Origin of the sequence: Streptomyces marokkonensis, from assembly GCF_039539045.1 — a bacterium.
Lineage (GTDB): Bacteria > Actinomycetota > Actinomycetes > Streptomycetales > Streptomycetaceae > Streptomyces > Streptomyces marokkonensis.
On the sequence record NZ_BAABCQ010000028.1, the window covers coordinates 1 to 12123 of the forward strand.

General features: G+C 73.0%; 12 protein-coding genes. 4 read left to right on the forward strand and 8 right to left on the reverse strand.

Annotated elements, in window-relative coordinates; translation table 11 throughout:
- The first annotated feature begins 147 nt into the window (after nt 1-147).
- Nucleotides 148-1044, forward strand: coding sequence for a CAP domain-containing protein (locus tag ABEA26_RS09680; RefSeq protein WP_345591065.1), 897 nt, complete (start codon nt 148-150; stop codon nt 1042-1044).
- 6 nt (nt 1045-1050) lie between these two features.
- On the opposite strand, the gene ABEA26_RS09685 is transcribed toward ABEA26_RS09680, so the two are convergent.
- From ABEA26_RS09685 to ABEA26_RS09695, 3 genes are read right to left on the reverse strand one after another with little or no spacing between them, the layout of a single operon-like run.
- Nucleotides 1051-2385 (reverse strand): sensor histidine kinase, encoded by a 1335-nt coding sequence (locus ABEA26_RS09685; protein WP_345591066.1) that lies wholly within the window; start codon nt 2383-2385, stop codon nt 1051-1053.
- Nucleotides 2382-3071 carry a response regulator transcription factor gene (locus tag ABEA26_RS09690; RefSeq protein ID WP_345591067.1) on the reverse strand — a complete coding sequence of 230 codons (690 nt, stop codon included), beginning with the start codon at nt 3069-3071 and terminating at the stop codon, nt 2382-2384. Before ABEA26_RS09690 ends, ABEA26_RS09685 begins: the two co-directional genes overlap by 4 nt.
- Before the next feature lie 53 nt (nt 3072-3124).
- Nucleotides 3125-3427 carry a hypothetical protein gene (locus ABEA26_RS09695; protein ID WP_345591068.1) on the reverse strand — a complete coding sequence of 101 codons (303 nt, stop codon included), beginning with the start codon at nt 3425-3427 and terminating at the stop codon, nt 3125-3127.
- A 58-nt stretch (nt 3428-3485) separates the two neighbouring features.
- Between ABEA26_RS09695 and ABEA26_RS09700 the strand changes: the two genes are divergently transcribed.
- Complete coding sequence (locus ABEA26_RS09700) at nt 3486-3707, forward strand: hypothetical protein (protein WP_345591069.1); 222 nt, start codon at nt 3486-3488, stop codon at nt 3705-3707.
- Nucleotides 3708-3849: 142 nt separating this feature from the next.
- On the opposite strand, the gene ABEA26_RS09705 is transcribed toward ABEA26_RS09700, so the two are convergent.
- Both ABEA26_RS09705 and ABEA26_RS09710 read right to left on the reverse strand, forming a co-directional pair.
- Nucleotides 3850-5520, reverse strand: a complete 1671-nt coding sequence (locus ABEA26_RS09705) for a cellulase family glycosylhydrolase (protein WP_345591070.1) — start codon at nt 5518-5520, stop codon at nt 3850-3852.
- Nucleotides 5521-5654: 134 nt separating this feature from the next.
- Nucleotides 5655-7247, reverse strand: a complete 1593-nt coding sequence (locus ABEA26_RS09710; protein ID WP_345591072.1) for a sulfite oxidase — start codon at nt 7245-7247, stop codon at nt 5655-5657.
- A 191-nt stretch (nt 7248-7438) separates the two neighbouring features.
- On the opposite strand from ABEA26_RS09710, the gene ABEA26_RS09715 reads away from it, so the two are divergent.
- Nucleotides 7439-8266 carry a MerR family transcriptional regulator gene (locus tag ABEA26_RS09715; protein ID WP_345591073.1) on the forward strand — a complete coding sequence of 276 codons (828 nt, stop codon included), beginning with the start codon at nt 7439-7441 and terminating at the stop codon, nt 8264-8266.
- A gap of 55 nt (nt 8267-8321) precedes the next feature.
- Here ABEA26_RS09715 and ABEA26_RS09720 read toward each other — a convergent pair whose 3' ends face one another.
- The 3 genes from ABEA26_RS09720 to ABEA26_RS09730 are packed head-to-tail and all read right to left on the reverse strand — an operon-like array spanning nt 8322 to nt 10955.
- Nucleotides 8322-8588 (reverse strand): hypothetical protein, encoded by a 267-nt coding sequence (locus ABEA26_RS09720; protein ID WP_345591074.1) that lies wholly within the window; start codon nt 8586-8588, stop codon nt 8322-8324.
- Nucleotides 8589-8624: 36 nt separating this feature from the next.
- Nucleotides 8625-9626 (reverse strand): aminoglycoside phosphotransferase family protein, encoded by a 1002-nt coding sequence (locus ABEA26_RS09725; RefSeq protein ID WP_345591075.1) that lies wholly within the window; start codon nt 9624-9626, stop codon nt 8625-8627.
- A 9-nt stretch (nt 9627-9635) separates the two neighbouring features.
- Nucleotides 9636-10955 (reverse strand): MFS transporter, encoded by a 1320-nt coding sequence (locus ABEA26_RS09730; protein ID WP_345591077.1) that lies wholly within the window; start codon nt 10953-10955, stop codon nt 9636-9638.
- A gap of 71 nt (nt 10956-11026) precedes the next feature.
- On the opposite strand from ABEA26_RS09730, the gene ABEA26_RS09735 reads away from it, so the two are divergent.
- Complete coding sequence (locus ABEA26_RS09735) at nt 11027-12040, forward strand: GlxA family transcriptional regulator (protein WP_345591079.1); 1014 nt, start codon at nt 11027-11029, stop codon at nt 12038-12040.
- Nucleotides 12041-12123 lie beyond the last annotated feature (83 nt).

Genomic DNA, 12123 nt, shown 5'->3' on the forward strand with positions numbered 1-12123 from the left:
GGCTTTCTGAAGATGACCTTCGAACGGCCGTTTCCGCTCCGGCCGGGTCCTAGGCTCTCGAACACCCCCCACAGTCCCGGTGGGCGCGGTCGCGTCCACCGGGTACGGGGCTCCGTCAGCCGACAGACAAGCCGAGGTGTCCTGCGTATGGGTTCCCGCCGAGCCGAACGCCCGTCCCGCTCCCACGCCCGCCCTCGCGGCGGGCTCAGGACCCGCGGTACCGCGCTGGTGCTCGGCGCCGTCACCGTGACGGCGGGCGTCGGGATCACCCTGGCCGTCACCGGGGGCGAGGACGGCACCGCCTCGGACCGGGTCACCACGAACGCCGCCGGCGAGGCGTCGGGCGCCGAGGAGGCGGCGGGCAGCACGACGCCGCCGGCCTCCGCGTCGGCGAGCCCGGACGCCACGGCGAGCGGCTCACCGAGCGAGAGTACCGAGCCGAAGGACGAGGGCAAGGACAAGGACGGGTCGAAGAAGTCGGCGAGTCCGTCCACCCGCCCGGCCAAGGCTGCCGAGCCCGCGTCGAAGGCACCCGCGAGGACAACGGCGAAGAGCGGCGGCGACTGGCCGTCGAGCGGTGGCGGCGATACGGGTTCGGGTTCCGGGTCGGGTTCGGGTTCGGGCAGCGGATCGGGTTCGCAGTCGGGGTCCGGTGGGGCCGGTGCGGTCGAGGCGCAGGTTCTCTCGCTCGTGAACGAGGAGCGGGCCGCGGCGGGCTGCTCGCCGGTCACGGCGAACGACCGGCTGACCCGGGCCGCCGACGACTACAGCGACGTCATGGCGAGCAGCGGTGTGATGTCCCACACGGGCCCCGACGGCTCCACCATGGCGAGCCGTGTCGAGGCCGCCGGTTACCAGTGGTCCACGCTGGGCGAGAACATAGCCCGGGGACAGGGGAGCGCGGCCTCGGTGATGGACTCCTGGATGAACAGCCCCGGCCACCGGGCGAACATACTCAACTGCTCCTTCGAGGAGCTGGGCGTCGGTGTCCACTTCGGCGACGGCGGCCCCTGGTGGACGCAGAACTTCGGCGCCGGCCGCTGACACCCGTCACCGTCCCCCGCCTCCAGCTCCACCCTCGCTCGCGCTCGCGAGTACGAACGACACCCGCACCCGCGCGCCTCCCAGTGGCGCCCGGGTGATCGTCAGTTCGCCGTCCGCCGCGCGGGCCGCCCGGGCCACGATGTCCAGGCCGAGGCCGGTGGAGCCGCCGACGCTGACGCCCCGGGTGAGCGCGGCCTCGGGGTCCGCCACGCCCGGGCCGGCGTCGTCGACCGTGAGGAACACGTGCCCGTCCGCCCGCTCCACGCGGACGGCGAAGGCGGTGCCCTGCGGGGTGTGCCGGAAGACGTTGCCGATCAGGGCGTCGACCACGGCCGCGAGGTCGTCCTCGGGGAAGGCGACGGGCGCCGGCCGCGGAGTCAGGGAGCGCTCGTACGGCCGCTCCTGCTGGGTGGCGAGGACCGACCAGAAGTCCAGGCGCATGGCGACCACCTCGGCGACGTCGCACGGCTTCACCGGAGCCGCTCCAGCACCGCCGAGCTGTACCGCGGCCAGCGGCGTACGTGCCGCGGCGATGATCGAGTCGAGTTCGCTCTCGAGCTGGCCGGCCGCTTCCGTGACCCGCCGGGCGCTCGGGGTCGCGCCCATCCGGTCGGCCTCCAGGTAGAGGGCGGTCAGCGGGGTGCGCAGCCGGTGGGAGAGGTCGGCGACCAGTTCGCGTTCGACGGCGAGCAGGTCGACGACCCGGTCGGCCATGGTGTTGAACGCCACGCCGGCCTCCTGGAGCTCGGGCGGGCCGTCCGGTTCCACCCGTACGCCGAGGTCGCCGGAGCCGAGGGCCAGCGAGGCGCGCTTGAGGCCGCGGGAGGAGCGGACGACGCGGGCGCCGAGCCGGTCGGCGACCAGCACCGAGCCGCCTACCAGGCCCAGGGCGAGCAGCGCCATCACGCCCCAGGACGCGGCCACTCCCCGGGTGAGGTCCGCGGCGGGCACGTAGGCCTCCACGACCGCGACCCGGTCGCCCCGCAGGACGACGGGCTGGAGGTAGACCCAGCCGTCCCCGGTGTCGACGGCGAGCGTCTCGCGGCCCCGTACGGCCCGGTCCAGCGCGTCCTGGGGCGCGTGCGGGGTTCCTACGAAGCCGCCGTCGGGCAGCCGTACGACGAGCTGGTCGGAGGAGCCGAGCTCGGCGACGGCCTGCTGTACGTCGGCGCGCCGGGTGGTGAGGGCGAGTACCGGGGACAGGGCCGAGGCGCGCTGCTCTGCGGCGGTGGTGACCCGGTCCCGGGCCTGTTCGCGGACTAGGAGGGCGAGCGGGATGAGGAACGACAGCGCCACCATCGAGGTGACGGCCAGGGCGATCCCGGCAAGAGCACGTCTCATGGCGAGCTGACCAGCTTGATGCCGATACCGCGCACGGTGTGGAGATAGCGGGGCTTTCGCGCCTTCTCACCCAGTTTGCGGCGGAGTGCGGAGAGGTGGACGTCCACCGTCTGGTCCTCCACGTACGGCTGCTGCCACACCTCCGTGAGTATCCGTTGCCTGGACATGACCTGGTCGGCGTTGGCGGCCAGGTAGGCGAGCAGGTCGAACTCGCGCCGGGTGAGGGGCAACTCCCGGCCTGCGAGGTGCGCGGTGCGCGCGGTGGGGTCGATACGCAGGTCGGCGACCTGGAGGACGGGCCGCCGCGCGGCCCGGACGTCGGCGGGTACGGAGCGGCGCAGCACGGCGGCGAGCCGGGCCGCGAGCTGGCCGCCGGAGAAGGGCTTGACCATGTAGTCGTCGGCGCCGGCGTTGAGCAGCCGGATGATCTCCGTGTCGTCGTCGCGGGCGGTGGCGACCAGTACCGGGACGCGGGAGATGCCCCGGATCATCCGCAGCACGTCGAGACCGTCGAGGTCGGGCAGCCCGAGGTCCAGGACCACGATGTCCGGCGGGCTCTGGGTGATGTCGCGCAACGCCTCGAAACCCTGGTGCGCGGTCTTCACGGCGTAGCCGTGGCCGGTCAGGACCTCGATCAGCGCGGCCCGGATCACGGGGTCGTCCTCGACGACAAGTACGGAGGCCATGAGCAGGCACGTTAGTCGGTCCGTCACTATGGTGTCGTGTCCCGCCTCCTGCGCTACCTGATCATCTGGCTGTCGTGCACGGCGGCCAGTGTCACGGCTGTCATCATCACGATCCACTTCGTGGTGGGCTCGACCCGGCCGACCGCGCCGGTCGCGCAGTCCGCACCGAAGGAGCCGCCGGCGTCCCCCCGGCCCACCGCGTCCGAGACCGTGAAGCCCTCGCCCAGCCCGTCGGCGACCAGTCGCCGTCCCAGCCCGACGCCGTCCCGCAGCACCGAGAAGCCGCCCCCGCGTGAGCCGAGCCCGACGGTGACGGCCACGGCCACTGCGACGGCGACGCCGACCGCCGGCATCACGCCCGCGCGGCCTGGGGCGGGCGGGAACGACCCGGGGTGCGAGGAGGGCGGGGCCGGCGTGCACACGGTGCCGAGCGAGGGCGGCAAGGTGACCGTGCGGTTCGGCAGCGACCGGGTGTGCCTGATCTCGGCCGTGCCGGACCGGGGCTTCACCGCGCGTACGAGCCAGAGCGAACCGCAGACGCTGACGGTGACGTTCTCGGCGAGCCGCCACCGGTCCGAGATCACCGCGACGACGCAGCCGCAGAGCAGGGCCGACGTGCGCGAGGTGTCGTGGTGACACCCCTCACGGAACGCCCCGGCACTGGTCGGCGGAGACGGGTGGCCACGGAGACGGGTGGCCACGGAGACGGGTGGCCGCGGAGGCGAGAGACCGGCGGAGGCGAGAGGCCGCCGCCGGCCGGTGGGGACGTACGGTCACGTCACGTCGTGACGCAGTCGGTCCCGTCGAGGCTGAACGCGGCCGGGGCCGTGTTGGTACCGTCCTTCCCGGCGGTGAACCCGAGGGTGACCGTGCCGCCGACGGGGATGGTGGCGGTGTAGGAGGCGGGGGTGACGCTCACCACGCCGGCGTTCTGGGCCGGGGTCCCTCCCCACATGTTCGTGATGGTCTGGCCGTCCGCGAAGGCGAACGCGAGCGTCCATGGGCCGATGGGCGCGGTGCCGGTGTTGCGGACGGCGATCTCGCCCTGGAAGCCGCCGGGCCACTCGCCCACGACGCGGTATCCGACGGAGCACGTGGCGCCGGGAGTACCGCCCTCGTCGGTGGTGACGTCCACGGTGGCGGACCGGGCCGAGCGGTTGCCCGCCGCGTCGCGGGCGTAGACGGCGAAGGTGTAGGTGGTGCCGGCGGTGAGGCCCGTCACCGTGACGGTGTTGGTGACGGAGACCGCGACGTCCCTCTCGCCGTCGTCCCCGACCCGGACGACGTCGTAGCCCGCGACGCCCACGTCGTCCGTCGCGGCGGCCCAGCCCAGGGTGACGGAGTCGTCGGTGACCGCGGAGGCCGCCGGGGTGCCCGGCGTCGTCGGGGCCCGGGTGTCGTCGGGGTCGCCGCCGCCGAAGACGGTGGCCTCCTTCGCGGTCCGGGCGATGCCGTCGGCGCCGTGGAAGATGCGCTCGCCCCAGGAGCTGAGCCGGCTGGGGTCGAAGTCGAGGGCGAGGTCGAGCACCGGGTCGGTGTTCCCGCTCCAGGACCAGGCCAGGTAGCCGAGGCCGAGCTGTTCGGCGGTGGCCATCATGGTGTCCTCGTCCGGGTCGCCCCACTGGTCGGCGGGACCGCCGAACTCGCCGATGAGGATGGGCAGCCCGGCGTCGACGAAGGCGTTCAGGTAGTCGGTGATCTCCTGGGCGGTGTCGTAGACGCTGTACATGTGGATCGAGAAGATCAGGTTGCCGGTGGGGTCGGCGTCGTACACGGACTGCGCGTTGGCCCGCATGACTCCCTGCCAGTCCTGGCCCCAGTTGGGCGCGTCCACCATGATCGTGTGCTGGAAGCCGGCGGCGCGCAGTTTCCCGATCGCGGCGACGGTCGGCTCGGTCCAGCCGGCGGGGTCGGTGTTGCCCCAGGGTTCGTTGCCGATGTTGACGACGACGTAGTCCTCCTCGCCGGCCAGTACGTCCTTGAGGCCAATCCAGTAGTCGGCGGCGTGGTCGAGCGTGCCCGCGGCGGCGTCCTCGCCGTAGCCGGTGGTGTCGTGCACCTCCAGTACGCAGATCAGCCGGTTCGCCTTGCACTGGCCGACGACGGCGGCGACGTCCTCGGGGCTGTTCTCGCTCCAGCGGTGACCGTCGGACAGGACGACCCTGACGGTGTTCGCGCCCAGCGCCTTGACGTCCGCCAGTGACTGCGTCTCGCCGGGGTACCAGGTGTGGGCGTGGTTGACCCCGCGCATGACGAAGTCGTTGCCGTTGCCCTCCAGCAGCCGGCCGTCGCCGATGTGCAGGCCGGTGGCGGCCCGGGCATCCGGCTCCTGGGCCAGCGCGGCCGCCGGGCAGAGGGCACCGACGACGACCAGGCCGACCAGGGCGGCCAGTCCGGTGAGCAGGCGGGGCAGGAAGCTCTTCGACGTGTTGCGTCTTGCTGTGCGCACGGCGACTCCAGAAACCGAGTAGTGCGGACACGGGACGATGCGAGTGGGAGCGCTCCCATAGAACCCATCACGCCGCGTACACGTCAAGACGTCGAGCAGACGGGGCTTGCCGACCGTGCTCGCCGGTCTCCGGATCACTCGACCGTCACCACGACGGAGTGCCATCCACTGGCGCCGTCGGGGACGGTGCGCGTGCGCTTGTCGGTCTGCGTCTCGCCGGTACGGTCGGTCGCCCGCACGGTGAGGGTGTGGCCGCCCTTGGTGGCCTGCCAGGCGTAGGACCACTGGCGCCAGGTGTCGCGCGAGTCCTCGGCCGCGAGGACGGCCTCCCGCCAGGGCTCGTCGTCGACGCGGACCTCGACCTTGTCGATGCCTCGGTGCTGGGCCCAGGCGACGCCGGCCACCATCACCGTGCCTGTCCTCGGCCGGGCGAACGGCTTCGGCGTGTCGATCCGGGACTGGGTCTTGATCGGGGCCTCGCGCGCCCAGTCGCGCTTGACCCAGTACGAGTCGTAGGCGTCGAACGTGGTCAGCTCGATGTCCTTGATCCACTTGCAGGCGGACACGTAGCCGTACAGGCCGGGCACCAGCATGCGGACGGGGAAACCGTGGTCGAACGGCAGAGGCCTGCCGTTCATGCCGACGGCGAGCATCGCGTCGCGGCCGTCCATGACGTCATCGACCGGGCTGCCGATGGTCATGCCGTCCACGGAGCGGGCCACCAGCTGATCGGCCGGTCCTCCTGCCGACGGCGGCCGGACGCCGCACTCCTCCAGCAGGTCGGCGAGCCGCACGCCGGTCCAGCGGGCGTTGCCGACGTAGGGGCCGCCCACCTCGTTGGACACGCAGGTGAGTGTGATGTCCCGCTCGATCAGCTCGCGGCGCAACAGGTCCTCGAAGGTCAGGGTCTTGTCACGGGTGACTCCCCGGCCGTGGACGCGCAGCCGCCATGCCGTGGCGTCCACCTTGGGGACCACCAGGGCGGTGTCCACCCGGTAGAAGTCACTGTTGGGCGTGATGAACGGGCTGACGCCGGCCACTCGCAGCTGTGTGCCCCGGGGGATCGCGGGGGCACGTGAGTCGGGCGGCGGGAGGTCGATGTTCTTGCGGGAGGCGACGGCCTCCTGGTCACTGGAACCGTTCAGGACCCGGCCCAGTACGCCTGCCCCGGCCGAGGCGGCGGCAGCAGCGGTCGCCGCGATCACGAAACCGCGCCGGTCCCAGCCCTCGCCCTGCCCCTCCGGTACACCCCGGCGGGGTGCGAGGATGCGGCCGACGAGGACGTACAGGAGCGCCGCGCCGACGACAGCCCCCAGGACGGAGGGGAGGGCGTCGGTGACGCTCGTGGAGTCCGGTCGGCTGGTGGCCGCCACCGCTCCCACGGCCCCGAAGAGCAGTACTCCCGCGGCCCCCGAACGCCGGTGGCGGAAGGTGAGGACGCCGAGCGCCAGGGCGAACAGCGCCAGGACGGTGAGGATGCCGAGCTGGAGGATCAGCTTGTCATTGGTGTCGAAGTTGCGGATCGCCCAGTCCTTCACGGCGATCGGCGTACGGTCGATGGCGGCCCCGCCGACCGCGACGACCGGGCCGGCCTGCGGACGCACCACCGCCGCCACCAGCTCGGCGACGGCGAGCGCGGCGCACGCCGACAGGAGACCGCTCAGCGCGGCCGGCCCGACCCGTGTCCTGATCCCCGGATTCCGCTGCTTCTTCTCTTCGTCGCTCACGTGGGTGATCCGAGGCCGGGCGGCGGGCGGATTGGTCGCCGCGCCGCCCGGCCGCTCCTCTCGGGCGGGCCGTCCGCGTGTCCTCACGGCGTGACGCGCCCGCTGACGCGGTCCAGTACCGAACGCATCGCCCGGTGCACGGCGTCGCGTGACTCGTCGGTCCGGTCCAGGGACTCGAAACTGTGGTGGCCGTGCGGCACGTCGACCACCTCGACGTCCGCCCCGCAGTCCTCGGCCGCGGCCAGGAACTCCTCGACGGTGGCGGCGATCTCGGGCATCTCCAGTCCCACCCGGGTGAGTACGACGGCGGCGCGCTGGAGGCCGCGGTCGCCGGGCGGCTGCGCGAACTCGGCTCCGAGCTGAAGGCGTTGCGCTGGCGTGAGGCGGCGCTGCGGCTGGTGCAGGAGTGTCCGCCCGGGGAGCGGGCCGGCCGGTTGCGGCTGATCGGCGCCGTGTCCGGCCCGCCGAGCACGGCCCCACTGGTCCGGTTCTGGCGCGGCTGGCTGCCGCCGCGGATGCCGGCCCGGGCGGCCGGCGCGTTCCTGGACGTCGCGGTACCGCAGCCGCCCGACGATCCGACCCCGGGCCAGGTCCTCGCCTTCGCCCGGCTGAACGCCCTCACGCTCGCCCCGTGCCCGGGCACCGCCCAGCCCCAGCCAGAGGCGCACAGGACCGCCGGGGCCCAGGGATCCGCCGTACTGTACGCGGGGCTGGCGGAGGCGTACGAGCTGGCGGGCGCGCATCTGCGCCGGGGCCGGGACCCGCGGCCGGGTGAGGCGTTGGACGGCTTCGTCGCCGCGTACACGAGCGCGTACGGCGCCCGGGACACCCCGGACTTCCGTCGGCGACTGGCCGGGCAGCTCGCGGCCGACCCTCGGATCGACCGGTACTGGGAGCTGATGGCCGAGGTGGTCACCCGGCCGGGGCGACGACCGGAGCCGACTCCCGGCTCCGCGCACGACTGGCTGCTCGCGGCCCTGGTCGCGCAGACGGGCGCGCCGCCGGTTCCTGTGCCATGACATGGCATCACGTGACATCACGGACATTACGCGACACCATGTGATGTACGTGACGTCAGGGCACGTCGCCCCGCCAGTCGAAGCGGCGGGGGTCGCCGGGCCTCGGGCCGTACGCGCAGTGGCCGCCCGGGCCGTAGCGTCCTATCTCCGTCGCCAGTGACACTCCCCGGCCCCGCTCGCCCTCGGTGAGGTCGGTGATGTCGAGCAGCAGACCGTCCAAGGGTCCGCCCACCAGGTGCGCGTAGACGCGTCCGATCCGTGGCCCCGGGTTGTCGTGGTCGGCGCCGTAGACCCTGCCCCGCATGAACTCCGCCTCATCCATGACTCGAAGCCTCCCATCCGCCACTGACAACGGCGTCTAGAGCAGCGGCTCGTCGAGGAGTTCCAGCAGGCAGCGGGCGCCCTCCCCGGCCACCGCGGCACCGGCGGCGCCGGACGCGGCGGGGAACAGCCTGTCGTAGGCGCCGGCGCGGCCCAGGGCGCTCAGCCGCCAGGCGAGGCTCACCGCACGTCGCAGTTCCGCCGTCGTCCGGCCGACGCCCGTCCACGGCTCCAGGTAGGCGTCACGCAGCCGGGGCAGTACGTGCGGCCCGTACCGCTCGCGGGCCCTGCGGGCGGGGACCGGCAGGCTGCAGAAGGGATGGGAGACGACGGCGTCTCCCCAGTCGAAGAACGTGAACCTGCCCGGTCCGGGGTGGAACAGCTGGCCGTCGTGCAGGTCCGCGTGATCGAGGGAGTCCGGCACGCCCACGGCCTCGAGTTCCGCGCACCAGTCGAGGAGGCGGGGGCGGACTTCTCGAAGCCTGTCCCGTTCCTCCGGCCGCAGCGAGCTGTCGTCGAGCCGGTCGAAGACGTCGGGCAGCGCGGTGGGCGGCGCGTCGGGAACTCCCAGTCGTACGATCTCCCGTGCGTGCGGAGTCAGGGCGTGCTGCATGGCGGCGTACTGGCGCAGGAGCTCTTCCCACACCTTCGGGCCGACCGTGTCCGGGCCGAGTACGTCCCGGAAGAGCGGCCCCCCGTCGGGCAGCAGCGACCAGCCTCGGTCGGCGTCCACCGCAAGCGGCTCCAGTACGTGTTTTGGCACCCAGCGGGCGAGTGCCGCGGTCAGCGGGCCCTCGAAGGCACTGGCCGGCGGATTCGCCTTGAACCAGAGCGCGTCGTGCCCCTCGACCGGCAGCCGCACCAGGACGGACCACGGCCGCAGCCGCACCCGCCACTCCCCCGCCGGCCGCAGACCGCGGACGGCGAGCCGGTCCCGTACCCAGTCGAGGGCCGCGGCCCGCCAGGTCTCGTCCTCCCAGGGAGTCACCGCCTCCTGGTACCGGCCTCGGTCCACGACCACTGACATCTCACCGCGCATCACGCCATCTCAGCATCGCCGGCCACGGGTGGCCAGCGCTTTTCGGCTCGACAGGGACACCACCGCCGTACGGGGCCCGGCACGTCGGACGGTGAGGGCGAGGAGGGCCGCGGCGGCGCACGCCGCACCGAGGACCACCCACACCGGGTCGTATCCGGCGAAGGTGTCACGGGCGACACCGCCGAGGAAGGCCGCCAGGGCCGCGCCGACCTGGTGGGCCGCACTGGTCCAGCCGAAGACGATGGCGCTGTCGTCACCGTAGAACCGGCGGCACAGGGCGAAGACCGGTGGCACTGTGGCGAGGTCGAGGAGGCCGAAGAGGACGACGAAGGCCAGCATGGGCGGCGTGACGGTCGCGCTCATGATCAAGGGCAGCGCGACCAGCAGGAGGCCGCGCAGGGTGAAGACGACAGCGAGCAGCCTGCGGGCGTCGACACGGTCGGTGAGCCATCCGGCGGCGACGGTTCCGGCGACGTTGAAGACGCCGATCAGCGCGAGCAGGGTCGACGCGGTGGTGACCGGCATGCCGTGGTCGTGGGCGGCGGGGGCGAAGTGGGTCCACATGATGCCGTTGGTGGAGGCGCCGCAGACCGCGAACGCGGCGGCGAGCAGCCAGAAGGGGGCGGTGCGCGCGGCGGCGCGCAAGATGGCGAGGGCGCGGCGCGCGGCACCGGGGACGGGTGGCGGTTTGGGAACGAACACGGGGCTGCGGTAGGGGCGTTGGCCGGTGTCGGCGGGATGGTCGGCGAGCGCGAGCCGGACGAGGAGGGCGGTGGCGAGTGCGGCGAGCACGAGGGTGACCAGGGCGGGACGCCAGTCGTAGTGGTCGATGGTCCAGGACAGGGCGGGCAGGAAGACCATCTGGCCGAGGACGCCGGCCGAGGCGAGGATGCCGGTGACCAGGCCGCGCCGTTCGGTGAACCAGCGGTTGGCGACGGTGGTGGCGAGCGTCATGGCCAGGCATCCGGTGCCCAGGCCGACGAGGACGCCCCAGAAGAGGGTGAACTGCCAGGCGGCGTCCATGACGGTGGTGAGCAGCGCTCCCCCGGCGACGGCGCCCAGTGCGGCGAGGACGATGCGCCGTACGCCGAATCGGTCCATCAGCGCCGCGGCGAAGGGTGCGGTGAGGCCGTACAGGACCATGTTCACCGACGCGGCGAGACCGATGGAGCCGCGGGACCAGTGGAAGTCGCGCTGCAGCGGGCCCTGGAGGACGCCGGGCATGGTGGAGAAGGCACCGGCGACGACGATCGTGGTCCCGGTGACGGCCGCCACCCACCAGGCGCGGTGTCCGGGGCGGGAGCGGGGGTTTGCGGTCGTGTGGCGCATGGACACCACTCTTCGCCGGGTACGGGGCCCGAACCACTGACCAGATGGACGACGAGTGAAAGAATCTGGCCATGAGAGTCGCGACGGGTGAGGCCGAAGAGGCGGCGGGCGCACAGGCGGTGCACCGTGTGGTGGTGTTCGTACGTCCGGGACTGCTGCCGATGGAACTCGGGATCGTGCACCGCCTGTTCACCACGGCCTGCGACGACAGCGGGCGACCGTTGTACTCGGTGCTGACGTGCGCGTCCGCGCCGGGCGAGGTCGCCACCGACACGGACTTCAGCGTCAACGTCCCCCACGGGCCACGGATTCTGCGGAGCGCCGACACGGTGGTGGTGCCGGCGGCCCTGGAGGACTACGGGCCGCAGGAACGCGGGCGGCTCGCCGCCCCGGTGCGCGCGGCCCTGGACCTGGTTCCCGCGACCGCCCGGCTGGCGTCCATCTGCACCGGCTCGTTCGTGCTGGCCGCGGCCGGCGTGCTGGAGGGACGGCGGGCCACGACGCACTGGAAGTCCTGCGCCGAACTGGCCTCGCTCTATCCGGAGGTCGACGTCGATCCGGACGTGCTCTACACCGACGACCGCGGCGTGCTCACCTCGGCGGGTGTCGCCGCCGGGATCGACCTCTGCCTGCACATGATCCGTGCCGACCACGGCGCGGACGTGGCGAACACGGTGGCGCGCGGCACGGTGGTGCCGCCCCATCGTGACGGCGGCCAGGCGCAGTACATCGACCGGCCGGTCCAGCAGGTGGACGACTCCTCGACCGCCGCCGCTCGTACGTACGCGCTCCAGCGGCTGGGCGAGCCCCTCACCCTCGAGGAACTGGCGGGGCAGGCCGCTATGAGCGTGCGGACCCTCAACCGGAGGTTCCGGCAGGAGACCGGGACGACACCGATGCAGTGGCTCGTCCGGCAGCGTCTCGACTACGCCCGGCGGCTGCTGGAGCGCGGTGACGAACCGGTCGACCGCGTCGCCGCCCGCTCCGGCTTCGGCACCGGGACCGCGATGCGCCAGCACTTCCGCGAGGTCCTCGGTGTGTCACCGCGCGCGTACCGCAACACCTTCCGCGGCGGCCCGGCGTAGGTCTCCGCCACCGCGCACGGCTCGGAGTCGGGCCGCGCGCGGTTCGAAGTGGTGCCGCGCGGTTCGAAGTGGGGCCGAAGACG

What these genes read in the sequence shown, in the direction of transcription:
- ABEA26_RS09735 (WP_345591079.1), top strand. Translation starts at nt 11,027, where the DNA reads ATGAGAGTCGCGACGGGTGAGGCCGAAGAGGCGGCGGGCGCACAGGCG.
- ABEA26_RS09680 (WP_345591065.1), top strand. Translation starts at nt 148, where the DNA reads ATGGGTTCCCGCCGAGCCGAACGCCCGTCCCGCTCCCACGCCCGCCCT.
- ABEA26_RS09690 (WP_345591067.1), bottom strand. Translation starts at nt 3,071, where the DNA reads ATGGCCTCCGTACTTGTCGTCGAGGACGACCCCGTGATCCGGGCCGCG.
- ABEA26_RS09685 (WP_345591066.1), bottom strand. Translation starts at nt 2,385, where the DNA reads ATGAGACGTGCTCTTGCCGGGATCGCCCTGGCCGTCACCTCGATGGTG.
- ABEA26_RS09725 (WP_345591075.1), bottom strand. Translation starts at nt 9,626, where the DNA reads ATGCGCGGTGAGATGTCAGTGGTCGTGGACCGAGGCCGGTACCAGGAG.
- ABEA26_RS09730 (WP_345591077.1), bottom strand. Translation starts at nt 10,955, where the DNA reads ATGCGCCACACGACCGCAAACCCCCGCTCCCGCCCCGGACACCGCGCC.
- ABEA26_RS09720 (WP_345591074.1), bottom strand. Translation starts at nt 8,588, where the DNA reads ATGGATGAGGCGGAGTTCATGCGGGGCAGGGTCTACGGCGCCGACCAC.